This window comes from Streptomyces sp. NPDC059524 (genome assembly GCF_042749255.1).
Lineage (GTDB): Bacteria > Actinomycetota > Actinomycetes > Streptomycetales > Streptomycetaceae > Streptomyces > Streptomyces xanthii.
On the sequence record NZ_JBHYTK010000100.1, the window covers coordinates 15,196 to 30,070 of the forward strand.

General features: G+C 71.6%; 13 protein-coding genes and 2 rRNA genes. 11 read left to right on the top strand and 4 right to left on the bottom strand.

The window, feature by feature from the left end:
- Nucleotides 1-146: 146 nt before the first annotated feature.
- The 5 genes from ACFW9D_RS25225 to ACFW9D_RS25245 are packed head-to-tail and all read left to right on the top strand — an operon-like array spanning nucleotide 147 to nucleotide 6,862.
- A complete protein-coding gene (locus ACFW9D_RS25225) occupies nucleotides 147-965 on the top strand; it encodes a hypothetical protein (protein ID WP_188337773.1) in 819 nt (272 codons plus the stop codon).
- Entirely contained in the window at nucleotides 955-2,298 is a 1,344-nt protein-coding gene (locus tag ACFW9D_RS25230) for a hypothetical protein (protein WP_188337774.1), read from the top strand. Before ACFW9D_RS25225 ends, ACFW9D_RS25230 begins: the two co-directional genes overlap by 11 nt.
- Complete coding sequence (locus tag ACFW9D_RS25235; RefSeq protein ID WP_188337775.1) at nucleotides 2,295-3,854, top strand: SCO6880 family protein; 1,560 nt, start codon at nucleotides 2,295-2,297, stop codon at nucleotides 3,852-3,854. Before ACFW9D_RS25230 ends, ACFW9D_RS25235 begins: the two co-directional genes overlap by 4 nt.
- Before the next feature lie 27 nt (nucleotides 3,855-3,881).
- The gene (locus tag ACFW9D_RS25240; protein WP_188337776.1) at nucleotides 3,882-5,300 is read left to right on the top strand and encodes an ATP-binding protein; all 1,419 of its coding nucleotides are present in this window, start codon (nucleotides 3,882-3,884) and stop codon (nucleotides 5,298-5,300) included.
- A gap of 2 nt (nucleotides 5,301-5,302) precedes the next feature.
- Nucleotides 5,303-6,862, top strand: coding sequence for a type VI secretion protein (locus ACFW9D_RS25245; protein WP_384625140.1), 1,560 nt, complete (start codon nucleotides 5,303-5,305; stop codon nucleotides 6,860-6,862).
- Between the two features lie 48 nt (nucleotides 6,863-6,910).
- Here ACFW9D_RS25245 and ACFW9D_RS25250 read toward each other — a convergent pair whose 3' ends face one another.
- Nucleotides 6,911-7,561, bottom strand: a complete 651-nt coding sequence (locus ACFW9D_RS25250) for a TetR/AcrR family transcriptional regulator (RefSeq protein WP_384625126.1) — start codon at nucleotides 7,559-7,561, stop codon at nucleotides 6,911-6,913.
- Nucleotides 7,562-7,651: 90 nt separating this feature from the next.
- Between ACFW9D_RS25250 and ACFW9D_RS25255 the strand changes: the two genes are divergently transcribed.
- Together ACFW9D_RS25255 and ACFW9D_RS25260 are read left to right on the top strand one after the other, a co-directional pair.
- Nucleotides 7,652-9,199, top strand: a complete 1,548-nt coding sequence (locus ACFW9D_RS25255; protein WP_384625128.1) for an MFS transporter — start codon at nucleotides 7,652-7,654, stop codon at nucleotides 9,197-9,199.
- A gap of 51 nt (nucleotides 9,200-9,250) precedes the next feature.
- Complete coding sequence (locus ACFW9D_RS25260; RefSeq protein WP_188337779.1) at nucleotides 9,251-9,847, top strand: NADPH-dependent FMN reductase; 597 nt, start codon at nucleotides 9,251-9,253, stop codon at nucleotides 9,845-9,847.
- Between the two features lie 16 nt (nucleotides 9,848-9,863).
- Here ACFW9D_RS25260 and ACFW9D_RS25265 read toward each other — a convergent pair whose 3' ends face one another.
- Nucleotides 9,864-10,415: a GNAT family N-acetyltransferase gene (locus ACFW9D_RS25265; RefSeq protein ID WP_384625131.1), complete on the bottom strand. Its 552-nt coding sequence runs from the start codon at nucleotides 10,413-10,415 to the stop codon at nucleotides 9,864-9,866.
- Between the two features lie 106 nt (nucleotides 10,416-10,521).
- Here ACFW9D_RS25265 and ACFW9D_RS25270 point away from each other — a divergent pair, with 106 nt between their 5' ends.
- From ACFW9D_RS25270 to ACFW9D_RS25285, 4 genes are read left to right on the top strand one after another with little or no spacing between them, the layout of a single operon-like run.
- Nucleotides 10,522-11,454, top strand: a complete 933-nt coding sequence (locus ACFW9D_RS25270) for an ABC transporter ATP-binding protein (RefSeq protein WP_188337781.1) — start codon at nucleotides 10,522-10,524, stop codon at nucleotides 11,452-11,454.
- Nucleotides 11,451-12,221 carry an ABC transporter permease gene (locus tag ACFW9D_RS25275; RefSeq protein WP_384625133.1) on the top strand — a complete coding sequence of 257 codons (771 nt, stop codon included), beginning with the start codon at nucleotides 11,451-11,453 and terminating at the stop codon, nucleotides 12,219-12,221. Before ACFW9D_RS25270 ends, ACFW9D_RS25275 begins: the two co-directional genes overlap by 4 nt.
- A gap of 38 nt (nucleotides 12,222-12,259) precedes the next feature.
- Nucleotides 12,260-13,507 carry a sensor histidine kinase gene (locus ACFW9D_RS25280; protein WP_384625136.1) on the top strand — a complete coding sequence of 416 codons (1,248 nt, stop codon included), beginning with the start codon at nucleotides 12,260-12,262 and terminating at the stop codon, nucleotides 13,505-13,507.
- Complete coding sequence (locus ACFW9D_RS25285; RefSeq protein WP_188337783.1) at nucleotides 13,504-14,181, top strand: response regulator transcription factor; 678 nt, start codon at nucleotides 13,504-13,506, stop codon at nucleotides 14,179-14,181. Before ACFW9D_RS25280 ends, ACFW9D_RS25285 begins: the two co-directional genes overlap by 4 nt.
- A 61-nt stretch (nucleotides 14,182-14,242) precedes the next feature.
- Here ACFW9D_RS25285 and rrf read toward each other — a convergent pair.
- Nucleotides 14,243-14,359: ribosomal RNA gene (gene rrf, locus ACFW9D_RS25290) — 5S ribosomal RNA — on the bottom strand.
- Between the two features lie 87 nt (nucleotides 14,360-14,446).
- Nucleotides 14,447-14,875: ribosomal RNA gene (locus ACFW9D_RS25295) — 23S ribosomal RNA — on the bottom strand; the annotation flags it as partial.

Genomic DNA, 14,875 nt, shown 5'->3' on the forward strand with positions numbered 1-14,875 from the left:
CCGTCCTGTCGTACCCACCGGCTGAGGTTGCGTCCCCTGATGTCCAGTCACCACACCGCGCCCGCGCGCGAACCGGCACGGCTACCGTCGTATGCGTACGCGTATGCGGCCGCGTACGTGCGAGAGGGTGAGGGGGCGTGGGCCGAGTGAGTGCCGACGGACGGCGGGACGACGACGATCTGTACGGCGGGACGGGGCAGACCCGCACGCGGCTCCCCGAGGGTTCCGGGGACGTCTACGGCGGGGCGCGCAGACCGGTCCGTTCGTCGTCGCGTTCCCTCGTGACGGTGGTCGGCGTCGTGGTGCTGCTCATCGCGGCGATCGCGTTCGCCAACCGTGGCGACGGCGGGTCCTCGGACGAGGGTGACGGCTCGTCCGGGCCCCGCGCGGGTGCCGCCCCCACGGCGGCGAGCGGCACGAAGCCCGTGGATTCGGGCTTCGCCCACGATGAGCAGGGCGTTCAGTCGGCGGCGGCGAATTACGCGGTTCAGCTCGGGTCGGCGGACATGTTCGACAAGGCCAAGCGGGACCGTATCGTCGACGCCGTCTACACCCCGGCGGTCGCCTCTGCCCGGCGCGGGGATCTCGACAAGGTGTACTCCAGTGAGAGCTTCCTGACCGGCATCGGGCTGAGCAAGGACGGCGTCGCTCCGAGCGGAAGCACCTTCGTCTCGCGGATCATCCCCGTCGGCACCAGGACGACCGCGTACAAGGGCGACACCGCGACCGTGTCGATCTGGTACTCCTCCCTGTTCGGCCTCACCGGCGAGGGCACGCAGAACCCGGTGTCCGAGAGCTGGTACACGAACAGCTACAAGATGCGCTGGGTGGACGGCGACTGGAAGGTCGAAGACTTCACGCAGAAGGACGGCCCCGTCCCGGTCGGACGCGACCAGCGCGCTTCCACCGCCGACGACATGGCGAAGGCCGTGCGAGAGTACGGAGGGTTCACCTATGCCCGCTGACCGCCGACGCCTCATCCTGAAGATCGCCGGCGTGGCCTCCGCCGTCCAGGCGACGGCGGTCCTGACGGCCACCCGCGCCTTCGCCGCCCCCGATCCCGAGAACGACCCCTGCGACCTGATCCGCGGCCCCGCGAAGCAGTACTGCGAGCGCGGGGACAAGGGCGGGAGCGGCGGCGGAGGCGGTGGAGGCGGAGTCACCACCCCCGACCTCACCAGCCCCCTCGACCCCCTCTCCAGCCTCGCCAAGGGCTGTGCCGACGCCGCCTCCTGGACCGTCGACAAGCTCAGCGAATCCGTGAAGAAGACCGCCGAGGTCGACTTCACGAACCAGGAGTTCCTGAAGCAGTACGCCGTGGTGTTCGCCGCGTCGACGGTCCTCACCCTCCTGCTCTGGCTGCTCGCCGTGGCCAAGCGGGCCGTGCGCGGCGTCCCCCTGAGCACCGCCCTGTCGGAGGCCATCGGCTTCCTGTGGCTGACGGTGCTCGCCTCCGCGTTCACCCCGCTGATCCTGTACACGGTCGTATCGGCGGCCGACGGCGTCACGGACGTGCTGGCGAAGGCGACGGGCAATCAGACGGACGCGTTCTTCGGCACGTTCTCCGAGGCCCTCAAGAAGGGTGACGACATCGGCGGCGGCCCGATCATGCTGATCGTCGTCTCCCTCGTGTCCATCCTCGCGGCCGGCGTGCTCTACCTGGAGCTCTACCTGCGGGCCGTGCTCCTCTACGTGGGCGCGCTGCTCGGCGTCGTCGTCTACTCGGGGCTCGTCGACAAGAACCTGTGGGGCCACGTCCGCCGCTGGGTCGGGATCATGGTCGCGATCATCCTGGTCAAGCCGGTCATCGTGATCGTGCTCGGCCTGGCCGGCGCGCTGTCCACCAGCAAGGACGGCCCCGACTCGCTCGCCGCCGTCGTCTCCGGACTCGCCATCGTGCTGCTCGCCATCTTCGCGAGCGGCATGATCTACCGCTTCGTCCCCGGCTTCGGCGACGAGATGGCGAACGTACGCAACAACCGCATCATGCGCGGCGCAGAGGGCAAGGCCGCCGCGGTCATGTCCTCGCCCGCCGCGCTGGTCTCGCAGGGCATCAAGACCCACAGCACCCGTCAGGACAGTGGTGGTCCCGGAGGTGGCGGCGCAGGCCAGGCCCGCCCGTCCAACCCCGCGTCCGGCGGGGTGGCCGCGCACAGCAGTCGCCCGGCCGCCGGGGGCGGCGGCGGAACTGTCCCCTCCGCCGCACCCCCGCCCCGTACGAGCCCCACGAACACCCCGCACGCAGGCCGTAGCGGGACCGGCAACACGAGCAAACCGCGAGGAGGTGCAGGGCGTTGACGACCCAGTCCCATGTGTCCCCTCCGGTGACGCCCCGCCGTACCTATCTGATCGGGCGCGCCCGCCCCAACGCCATCGTCGGGCGCAACCGCGAGTCCGGCGAGCTCGCCCTGATCATCGCCGGGGCGTTCCTCGGCATGATGTGCGGCCTGCTCGTCCCCGTCCTGTCGCTGCGCATCGTGCTCCTCATGGGGTTCCCGCTGCTGGCGCTGGCCGCCGTCTACGTCCCGTACAAGGGCCGCACGTTCTACAAGTGGTTCGAGATCAACCGCAGTTACAAGCGCTCCCTGCGCCGCGGGACGGCGTACCGCTCGCGCACCATGGAGGCCGGCACCCGGCTCGACGGGCGGGAGGTCGAGATCGGGCCGCCGCCCGGCATCGGCCGGCTGACCTGGCTCTCAGCGCCGTTCGGCCCGGACGAGATCGCCGTGCTGCTGCACGCCGACCGGCGCACGGTGACCGCCGCGATCGAGATCGAGGGCCCCGGCGTCGGCCTGCGCGACTCCGAGGACCAGGAGGCGCTCGTCGACCGGTTCGGCACGCTGCTCAAGCACGTGGCGAACGGCGACGGCTTCGTGACCCGCCTGCAGATGCTGGCCCGCACCCTTCCCGCCGACCCGGACGCGCACGCCAAGGACGTCGTCGTGCGCGGCGACTCCACCGCCCCCGGCTGGCTGCAGGGCTCGTACGACCAGCTCCAGTCGATGGTGTCGACGAGCAGCGAGCAGCACCGCGCCTACCTCGTCGCCTGCATGCACTACACGCGCGAGCTGGCCGCCGAGGCCAACGCGATGGCGCGCGCGACCCGCCCGCACTCCGGCCGGAAGGTCGACCGGGACGCCGGGCTCGCCGTCGTCATGGCGCGCGAGCTGACCGACATCTGCTCGCGCCTCCAGGAGGCCGACATCCGGGTCCGCCAGCCGCTCGGCCAGAGCCGGCTGTCCTCCCTGATCCACTCGATGTACGACCCGGACCACCCGATCGACCACATCCAGGCGATGACGAAGCGGAACGCCTGGCCGGCCGAGCTGGACGCCATGGAGCCGACCTATCTCCAGGCGAAGACCCGCGAGTCCTCGACCCGCGCGCCCTGGTGCCACGCCACGGCCTGGGTCAAGGAGTGGCCGATGACGCCGGTCGGGGTGAACTTCCTCGCCCCGCTCCTCGTCCACACCCCGGACGTCATCCGGACGGTCGCCGTGACCATGGACCTGGAGCCCACCGAGATCGCCATCGAGCGGATGCTCACCGAGAAGACGAACGACGAGGCGGAGGCGTCCCGCGCCGCCAAGATGAACCGCACGGTCGACCCGCGCGACATCGCCGCGCACGGCCGTCTCGACCAGCGCGGCGAGGACCTGGCCAGCGGCGCCGCCGGAGTGAACCTCGTCGGCTACATCACCGTCTCCTCCCGCAACCCGGACGCGCTGGCCCGCGACAAGCGGACCATCCGGGCCTCGGCCGGCAAGTCCTATCTGAAGCTGGAGTGGTGCGACCGTGAGCACCACCGGGCGTTCGTGAACACGTTGCCCTTCGCGACCGGCATCCGAAGGTAGGTCACACGTCACCCATGGAGGCTCCCGATGCGTGACCCCCTGTCCCTCCTCACGGACGCGTTCACCTCCTTCCTGTTCGGCAAGGTGGAGACGACCCGGATGCCCGTGCGCACGTCCACGGGCCAGGCCCAGGCCGTCTACCTGCCGACCGCCGCGCCGGGCCTCGGCGACTCCGGCGTGATCATCGGGCGCGAGGTGTACTCCGGCAAGGGGTACATCTACGACCCGTTCCAGCTGTACGGGCAGCAGCTCCCGGCGCCGCACTGGCTGGTCCTCGGCGAGTCCGGCAACGGCAAGTCGGCGCTGGAGAAGACGTACGTCCTGCGTCAGCTCCGCTTCAAGGACCGGCAGGTCGTCGTGCTCGACGCGCAGGGCGAGGACGGCGTCGGCGAGTGGAACCTCATCGCCCAGGAGCTGGGCATAACTCCCATCCGGCTCGACCCGACGGCCGCCCTCGACATGGGCATCCGGCTCAACCCGCTCGACCCCGCGATCACGACGACGGGCCAGCTCGCGCTGCTCCGCACGATCATCGAGGTCGCGATGGGCCACGGCCTCGACGAGCGCTCCGGCTTCGCCCTCAAGGTCGCCCACGCCTACGTCACCGACCACATCACCGAACGCCAGCCGATCCTCACCGACATCGTCGAGCAGCTCCGCCACCCCGAGCCGGAGTCGGCCGAGGCGATGAACGTGGCCATAGACGACGTACGGGCCTGGGGCCTGGACGTCGCCCTGGTCCTGGACCGGCTCGTCGACGGTGACCTGCGCGGCATGTTCGACGGCCCGACGACGGTCGGCATCGACCTGGACGCGCCGCTGATCGTGTTCGACCTGTCCCACATCGACCGCAACTCCATCGCCATGCCGATCCTCATGGCGATCGTCGGCGTGTGGCTGGAGCACACCTGGATCCGGCCGGACCGCAAGAAGCGCATCTTCCTCGTCGAAGAGGCGTGGCACATCATCAACAGCCCGTTCGTGGCCCAGCTGTTCCAGCGTCTGCTCAAGTTCGGCCGCCGTCTCGGCCTGTCCTTCGTCGCGGTCGTCCACCACCTGTCCGACGTCGTCGACGGCGCCGCCGCGAAGGAGGCGGCCGCGATCCTCAAGATGGCCTCGACCCGCACGATCTACGCCCAGAAGGCCGACGAGGCCCGCGCCACCGGCCGGGTCCTCGGCCTGCCCCGCTGGGCCGTCGAGATCATCCCGACGCTCACGCCCGGCATCGCCGTGTGGGACGTCAACGGCAACGTGCAGGTGGTCAAGCACCTCGTCACCGAGACGGAACGCCCCCTCGTCTTCACCGACCGCGCCATGACCGAGTCGTCGAACGAACTCGTCGGCGACGACGACGCGATGCGCGCGGCGGAACTGGAGGCGGAGGAGCGGGCCGCGGCCTTCGTCGAGCAGCGCCTCGGCGACGCGTCCGAGTCCACGGTGGCATGACGATGCGGGAGAGCTACGAGCGCCGCGAGGAGCAGCGGCGCGGGGGCGGCGTCCCGGACGGCCTCCTGATCGGCGTCCTGGCGTTCGTGCTCGGCATGACCGTCCTGGTGTGGTCGGCGACGGGGCTCGCGGGCCTGTTCGCGAAGGGCGCGTGGCCGGACGGGGTGACCTTCGGCCACACGCCGCCGGCCCTGCGCTCCCTGATCACGGCCCCGCACGACATCCCGGCGGCCTGGCCGTCCACCCCGAAGTCCCAGCTGTCCGGCTACGGCCTCGTCTGGGGCCTCCTCATCAGCCAGGTCCTGATCGGGGTGGTCCTGACCATCTTCGTGGCGGGCACCTTCACCAGGTGGCGGGCGGTACGCAAAAGCCGCCGCGGCACGGAAGCGCCCCGTAAGGGGCGCGGGGAACTGCGCGATCAACCCCCACCGGCGGTGGACCAAGATGAAACCGCGACATGGCAGACGCTGAAGGGACGCGGGGCTGCTCCGTCCAGCAATGCCATCGCGGGCAGCGACCAGGAGCCCCGAAAGGGGCGCGGGGAACTGCGCGACCAGCCCCCACCGGCAGCACCCGTGGACGAAACCCCCGCCGCGCAGACGCCACCCTCGACCACGGTCCCGTCCCCCAGAACAACCGGCCCCCTCGTGCTGGGCCCCGCACCGACCCGCCACGCCGAAGCCGTACAGGCCATCCAAGACGCGCCCGGCGCAGCCCTCATCGTCACCTCCTCCCCGGAGATCTGGCAGGAGACCAAGGACGCCCGCGCCAAGCTCGGCCCCGTCCTCCTCTACGACCCCTCCCACCTGTGCGACACCCCGGCCCGCCTCCACTGGAACCCCGCGTCCCGCTGCGAGGACAAGGACACGGCGGCGTCCCGCGCGGCAGCGCTCCTGGCCCCCGTCCGCCCCACCGCGAAGCTCGACTCCGCGCTGGCGGAGACCGCCGAGACCCTGCTGCGCAGCTACCTCCACGCGGCGGCCGCCGAAGGCAAACCGTTCCGCCATGTGCACCGCTGGGCCCAGGGCACCCAGGTCCAGGAGGCGGTCCGCATCCTGCGGACGAACCCGAAGGCTGCCTCGGGCGCGGCCGGCGAGCTGGAGGCCGCGCTCACCTCGCACCCCGAGCGCCGCGACATGGCGCAGGAGCTGACGGCCCGCGCCCTGTCCGCCCTGTTCTCCGTGCACGTCCGCGAGGCCTGCACGCCGAACCGGGCCGACGCGCTCGTCCTGGATTCCTTCGTGGACGAGGGGGGCACGCTCTATGTGGTGGGTGAACCCATCGAGAACCCCAGGCAACACCCCGGCGCGATGCCGCTCCTGACGGCACTCGCCTCCAGCGTGGTCGAGCACGGCCGCCGCATGGCCGAAAGGTCACCCGCCGGCCGGCTCGACCCACCAATGACCCTGGTCCTGGACGACGTCGCCGCGGTCGCCCCGCTCCCCCAGCTCCCCGAGCTGCTGTCCCGCGGCGCGGACCGGGGCCTGGTCACCCTGGCGCTGCTGCGCTCGCGCGAGCAGGCCCGCACCCGCTGGCCGGACGCCGAGCTGCCCGTCGGCTGAGGCGTCGCGGCGCCGGGTGCGGTCCTTCCCGTACGCGGGACGGAGTGCTCAGGCCCCGTAGAGCTTCAGGAACGTGCGGACGCCGCCGACCACGCGGGCGTCGAGTTCCTCGGCGGACATCGGGACGACGCCGAAGAAGGTGTCCGTGGTGACGCCGCCGGCGACGAGCAGCATCAAGTGGCGGGCGGCCTCCGCCGATTCGCCGGGGGCGATGCGCAGCAGGCCCTGCGCGCCGAGGGCCTCGAGCCGCTCGCGCACCGCCTCGGTGACCGCGCGCGGGCCGATGCGCTGCCACTCCTCGATGACGTCGGCGGGCAGCCGGTTGCCCTCCGCGATGATCTGGCGGACCAGGCGCATGTGCGCGTCGTGGTCGGTGCGGCGGCCCATCCACTCGCGGGCGAAGGCGAGCAGGTCCTTCTCGACGTCGGTCACCTTGGTCAAGTGCCGTTCGGCGAGCGCGACATGGGCGGCCGTGACGGCGGCGGCGCTGTCGAGGAGCGCCTCGCGGAACAGGTTCGCCTTGCCGCCGAAGTGGTTGTAGAGGGTGCGGGTGGAGACGCCGGCCTCGGCGGCGATCTCGTCGATGCCGGCCCGCGTGTAGCCCTCGCGCCCGAAGACCGTGCGCGCGCCGCGCAGCAGCGCCTGCCGCTTCTCCAGCGTGCCGCCGCTCCTGTGCCGTACCTGATCCTGCTCCGTCATGCCCGGCCTCCGTTCCCGTACAGCCTAGGCCCGCGGACCTAGGTACAACGATGGTTGCACTTCTTACAACCGTGGTTGTACTTTACCGGCATGGCAACCGAACCCCAGGCTTCGGCGGCCCGCGAAGTCGGCGGCAGCCGCCCCACCTTGACCCTGATCGTCGTGCTCCTCGGCATGCTCACCCTGCCGATGGCCATGTCCGGCACCACCGTGGCCCTGCCCCGCATCGGCGCCGACCTCGACGCGTCCGGCGCCGCCCTGCAGTGGGTCGTCGTCGGCTACTTCCTCGCCGCGTCCTCCTGCATGCTGGTCGCCGGTTCACTCGGCGACCTCCACGGCCGCCGCCGCGTCCTCACCGCCGGCGCCGCCGTCTACACGGCCGGCACCCTCGCCTCCGCCCTCGCCCCGCACGTCCTGCTCCTGGACGCCGCCCGCATCGTGTCGGGCATCGGCGCCGCCGGCGTCATGGCCTCCGGCGGCTCCCTGCTCGCCGCCACCTTCACCGGCCCCGCCCGCACCCGCGTCTTCGCCTCCCTCGGCACCACCGCCGGCCTCGGCCTCGCCTTCGGACCCACCTTCTCCGGCTGGCTCGTCGACGCCGTCGGCTGGCGCGCCACGTTCCTGTCCTACGTCGCCGTGGGCGCCGTCATCCTGCTGGGCACCCGCCTGATGAGCGAGTCCCGGGCCGACGTCCGCCCCCAGGTCGACAAGGCGGGCGCCGCCACCTTCATCGCCGGCCTGGCCCTCGCCCTCTTCGCCGTCACCCAGGGCTCCAAGTCCGGCTGGACCTCCGCGCAGGCACTGCTCCCCGGCGCCCTCGCGCTCGCCCTGCTCATCGCCTTCGTCCGCACCGAGCGGCACCTCCTGCGCGCCGGCCGCCGCCCGATCCTCGACATCCGGCTTGCCCGCAACCCCGCCTTCGCCGGCTGGGCCGTCGGCGCCTTCGCGCTCGGCGCGGGCACCACCGGCGCCCTCACCTTCCTGCCGACCTACCTCCAGGGCGCGAGCGGTGTCTCGGCCCGCGCCGCCGGACTGACCCTGCTCCTGATGACGGTCCCGGTCCTCGCCCTGCCCCCGCTCGGCGCCCGCCTCGTCAACCGCGGCGTCCCCGCCCGGCACCTGCTGGTCCTGTCGCTGCTGCTCATCGCCGCCGGCAACGCCTGGCTCACCACGCTCCACCCCGGCATCTCCGTCGCCGGGCTCGCCGGGCCCCTGCTCACCATCGGCGCGGGCCAGGGCCTGTCCATCGGCATCGTCGACGCCCAGGCCCTGTCCATGGTCCCCGCGTCCGAGGTCGGCATGGCCTCCGGCTTCCTCAACACCGTGCGCGGCGGCACCGGCGCCGTCATGCTCACCGTCTTCGGCGCCCTGCTCCTGTCCGCCCTGGAGTCCCGCATCGGCTCCCCGGAAGCGGCGGCCCGCGTCACGGCGGGCGCCGGCGGCCACGCCGAGGCCTTCACCTCGGCCTGGCACGTCACCTCGTGGACGGTCGCGGCCCTGATGACCCTCCTGGCAGCCCTGACCCACGCCCTCCTGAAGAACCGCCCGTCCCGAACCCTCACCACGCGTTCCGCACCGCGGTGGGACCGGCCCTCAGCGCCGAGCACCGATCAGACGCCCTCGACGACAGCCCCGTGACCCGATCCACGACGACCGCCCCGTAACCCGCCCCACGAAGGAGCCCTCACCATGAACAAGACCGCGAACAACGCGCCCCTCCGCACCGCCGTCATCGTCGGCTCGACCCGCGACGGCCGTCTCAGCCCCACCGTCGCCGACTGGTTCACCACCCAGGCCCGCACCCACGCCCCCGAGACCCACTTCGACGTCATCGACCTGGCCGACCTCGACCTCCCCGAGCGCCACCCGAGCTGGGGCCACCAGCGCACCCCGGACCAGGCCGACCTGGCCGGCCGCATCGCCGACGCGGACGCCTACGTCGTCATCACCCCCGAGTACAACCACAGCTTCCCCGCCCACCTGAAGCACTTCATCGACCTGCACCACACCGAATGGCAGGCCAAGCCCGTCGGCTTCGTCTCCTACGGCGGCGTCGCCGGCGGCCTGCGCGCGGTCGAGCAGCTCCGCCTCGTCTTCGCGGAGCTGCACTGCACCACCGTCCGCGACGGCGTCAGCTTCCACCGCGCCACCGCCGACCACTTCACCCCCGGCGGCCCCGCCGACGACCCGCAGGGCGCCGCCGGCGCCGCCAAGGTCCTCCTCGACCAGCTCGACTGGTGGGCCCACGCCCTGCGCACCGCCCGCGCCGAACGCCCCTACGGCTGAGCCCCGCCGGCACCCGTCACTCCCCGGGCTCGCCGAGCACCATCTCGAGGTCCGACTTGGAGGGGTCCCCCGGGTTCGGGACGGCCCCTCCGGTCGGCACGAAACCGAACTTCCGGTAGAAGCCCGCGGCCCGCGGATTGTCCTCGTGGACGTGCAACCGCACCCGCTCAAGCCCCTCAAGTCCCCGCGACCACGCCACCGCCGCCTCGAACAGCGCCTCGGTCACCCCGATCCCCCGCGCCTCCGGCCGCACGTACACGCCGACGATCTGCGCCTGCCGCCGCGTCACCGGCCGCCCGAAGAAGTCATCCGTGCCGGCCTCCTCGACGAGCGCCACCACCGTGCCCACCAACCGGCCGTCCGGCCCGACCGACACGAACTGCCGCGCCGCCTCACCCCGCGCCGCGTTCCGCGTCCGGTCCTGCCAGTACCCGTCGGGCTGCTCCAGCGCCTGCTCGTACGTCTCCAGAAACGCCACCGGCGCCATCTCGTCCCGCAGCGCCGCCAGCCGCAACTCACGCACCGCCGGCCACTCGTCGTCCCGCACAGCCCTGATCTCGTAGTCCATGCAACGGCACCCTACGGGCCCGTAGTACTCCGGTACTACGGCATTTCCGCAGCTCCGTGCCCCGGTCCGACGCGCCGCCCGCACCCCGGACGGCACCGTGGGGGCCATGACGATCCGAGCGCACGGCCTCACCAAACGCTACGGCGACAAGACCGTCGTCGACGACCTGACCTTCACCGTCGAACCCGGCACCATCACCGGCTTCCTCGGCCCCAACGGCGCCGGCAAGTCCACGACGATGCGCATGCTCCTCGGCCTCGACACCCCGACCGCAGGCCGCGCCACCATCGGCGGCCGCGCCTACGTCACCCACCCCGCCCCGCTCACCGAGGCCGGAGCCCTCCTGGAGGCCAAGGCCGTCCACCCCGGACGCACCGCCTTCCACCACCTCATGGCCCTCGCCCACACCCACGGCATCCCGCGCTCCCGCGTCGAGCACGTCCTCGACCTCACCGGCCTCACCGACGTCGCGACCAAGCGCGTCAAGGGCTTCTCCCTCGGCATGGGCCAGCGCCTCGGCATCGCCGCCGCCCTGATCGGCGACCCCGCCACCGTCATCCTCGACGAACCCGTCAACGGCCTCGACCCCGAGGGCGTCCTGTGGATCCGCACCCTCCTCAAGTCCCTCGCCGCACAAGGCCGCACCGTCCTCGTCTCCTCCCACCTCATGTCCGAGACCGCCCAGACCGCCGACCGCCTCGTCGTCATCGGCCGCGGCCGCCTCCTCGCCGACACCACCGTCGCCGACCTCGTCCGCACCTCCGGCGCCGCCTACGTCCACGTCGTCACCCCCGACACCGACCGGCTCCGCACCCTGCTGACCGGCGCCACCGACATCACCGCCGAGACCCCCGACACCCTCCACGTACGCGGCCTCACCGCCCAGGACATCGGCCACATCGCCGCCGCCCACGCCGTCCCGCTCCACGAACTCACCCCGCGCACCGCGTCCCTGGAGCAAGCCTTCATGGACCTCACCCACGACACCGTCGAGTACCAGGCCACCACCCCTGCCCGCCTCACCGGAGCCGCCGCATGACCGCCACGCCCTACGCCGTCACCCCGCGCCGCGTCCTCACCTCCGAATGGCACAAGCTGCGCACCCTGCGCTCCACCTGGCTCACGCTCGCCCTCGCCGCCACCGTCGTCCTCGCCGTCGGCATCGTCATGGGCTCCACCTACGACGGCGACGACGCGAACATCGACACCATCGTCTTCACCCTCTTCGGCACCCAGATCTCCCAGCTCTGCCTCGTCGTCCTCGGCATCCTCGTCACCGCCGGCGAGTACGCGACCGGCCTGGTCCGCGCCACCATGACCGCCGTCCCCCGGCGCCTGCCCGTCCTGTGGGCGAAGGCCGCCGTCTTCGGCGCCACCGCGTTCGCCGTCTCCCTCACCGTCAACACCGTCACGTTCCTCGTCGCCCAGATCTGGCTCGGTGACACCGACAAGGCCCTCGGCCTCACCGACCCGGGCGTCCTCGCCGCCCTCGCGGGCAACGCCGCCGGGATCACCCTGCTCAGCGTCATCGCCCTCGCCCTCGGCGCCCTGTGCCGTTCCGTCCCCGCCGCGATCGGCGCCTTCTTCGGCCTCGTCCTGATCCTCCCCGAGGTCCTCGGCGCCATCGGCAACGACGTGGTGGACAGCGCCGTACGGTACTTCCCCGCCAAGTCCGCGGAAGCCCTCGGCTCCATCGACGCCCTCGCCGCCCACAACGCCCCGCTCACCGGCCTGCTCACCCTCACCCTGTGGGCCGCCGCCGCGCTCACCGCAGCCGCGCTCCTTCTCAAGCGCCGCGACGTGTGAACAGACTGGGCCCCACGCCAGCCGACCGGGAAGAAGCCGTGACGACGCCCCAGCCCCGCACCTCCCGCTTCCTGCACCGCACCACCCAGCGGGTGCGCGCCCACGACCGGCGCCACCCCCGGGTGTGGGACCTCCTCCTCACCAGCTTCTGCGTCGCCGCCGCCCTCATCGACTACGCGGGCGACGGCTGGAAGAACATCGCCCACAACACCGACGTGCCGGGCCCGCTCGTCCTCCTCCTCAGCCTCGCCCTGTCCGTGCCCCTCCTGTGGCGCCGCACCCACCCGATGACCGCCCTGACCGTCATGGTCACCGCCGGCATCGTCAACAGCGCCACCGGCGCCGTCCTCCAGGCCGCCCTGCTCCAGCTCTTCGTCGTCTTCAACCTCGCCCTGCGCGCCCGGGCCCGCACCCTGCTCCTCGGCTGCGCCCTCACGATGATCCCGATCGTGGTCGGCGTCCTCCGCTTCCCCAAGGGGAGTTGGGACATGCAGGTCGTCCCGCAACTGTGGTCGCTCGCCCTCGTCGCCGCCCTCGGCATCGCCGTCCGCAGCCGCCAGGACTACACGGCGTCCCTCGTCGAACGCGCCCGCCGGCTCGAAACAGAGCGCGACCAGCAGGCCCGTCTCGCCGCCGCCACCGAACGCGCCCGCATCGCCCGCGAGATGCACGACATCATCGGCCACAACCTCTCCGTCATCACCGGCCTCGCCGACGGCGGTTCCTACGCCGCCGCCCGCAACCCGGAACGCGCGGGCCAGGCCCTCACCGCCATCGCCACCACCAGCCGCCAGGCCCTCACCGACCTGCGCCGCCTCCTCGACGTGCTGAACGCGGACGAAGAACTCCCGCCCACCGCACCCGAACTGGCCCCCCAGCCGACGCTCGCCACTCTGGACGAGCTCGTCACCGGTGTCCGCACCGCGGGCCTCCCTGTCGACCTCACCGAGGAAGGCACCCCGGCCCTCCCCCTCTCCCCGGCCGCCGAACTCGCCCTGTACCGCATCGCCCAGGAAGCCCTCACCAACACCCTCAAGCACGGCGGCCCCCAAGCCACCGCGACCGTCACCCTCACCCACACCGCCACCGGCACGACCCTCACCGTCACCGACACCGGCAAGGGCGGACCGCCCGCCCCCGCCCACAGCGGACGCGGACTCACCGGAATGCGCGAGCGAACCGCCTTGTACGACGGCACACTTGACGCGGGCCCGCTGCCCGGAGGCGGCTGGCGGGTCCAGGCCCGGCTCCCCGTCCCGCCCGCTCCGAAGGAACCCGCCACGTGACCTCGGTCCTCATCGTCGACGACCAGCCCATGCAGCGCTTCGGCTTCCGCATGCTCCTGGAGAGCCAGGACGACCTGAGCGTCGCGGGCGAGGCCGGCACCGGCACCGAAGCCGTCCGACTCACCGCCCGACTCCGCCCCGACGTCGTCCTCATGGACATCCGCATGCCCGGCATGGACGGCATCGAGGCGACCCGCCGCATCATCACCGAGCACCGGGACACCGAGGGCCAGGCCCCGCGCGTCCTCATTCTCACGACCTTCGACATGGACGAGTACGCCTACGCGGGCCTGCGCGCCGGCGCCTCCGGCTTCCTGCTGAAGGACGCCCTCCCCGAGGAGCTCCTCGCGGGCATCCGCGCGGTGGCCGCCGGCGACGCCATCGTCGCCCCGAGCCTGACCCGCCGCCTCCTCGACGCCTACGTCCAGCACCTCCCCGCACCACCCGGCGTCCCGGCCGCCGAGGACCCCCGCATCGCCGGCCTCACGGACCGCGAACGCGAGATCCTCACCGTCATCGCCCAGGGCTGGACCAACACGGAGATCGGGCAGCGCCTGCACCTCGCGGAATCCACGGTGAAGACGCACGTCTCCCGCATCCTCGCGAAGACGGGCGCGAGAGACCGGGTGCAGGCCGTGATCGTGGCCTACGAGGCGGAACTGGTGAAGCCCTGAAAGGGCCGTAAACGCAGAAAACCCCGGACCGTGTCCCGGTCCGGGGTTTTCTTCAAAATTTGTTCGGCGGCGTCCTACTCTCCCACAGGGTCCCCCCTGCAGTACCATCGGCGCTGTGAGGCTTAGCTTCCGGGTTCGGAATGTAACCGGGCGTTTCCCTCACGCTATGACCACCGAAACACTATGAAACTGACAACCGCACCATGCGTGACCTTGCATGGGGTTGTTCGTGGTTTCAGAACCAACACAGTGGACGCGAGCAACTGAGGACAAGCCCTCGGCCTATTAGTACCAGTCACCTCCACACCTTGCGGTGCTTCCAGATCTGGCCTATCAACCCAGTCGTCTACTGGGAGCCTTACCCCATCAAGTGGGTGGGAATACTCATCTCGAAGCAGGCTTCCCGCTTAGATGCTTTCAGCGGTTATCCCTCCCGAACGTAGCCAACCAGCCATGCCCTTGGCAGAACAACTGGCACACCAGAGGTTCGTCCGTCCCGGTCCTCTCGTACTAGGGACAGCCCTTCTCAATATTCCTGCGCGCACAGAGGATAGGGACCGAACTGTCTCACGACGTTCTAAACCCAGCTCGCGTACCGCTTTAATGGGCGAACAGCCCAACCCTTGGGACCGACTCCAGCCCCAGGATGCGACGAGCCGACATCGAGGTGCCAAACCATCCCGTCGATATGGAC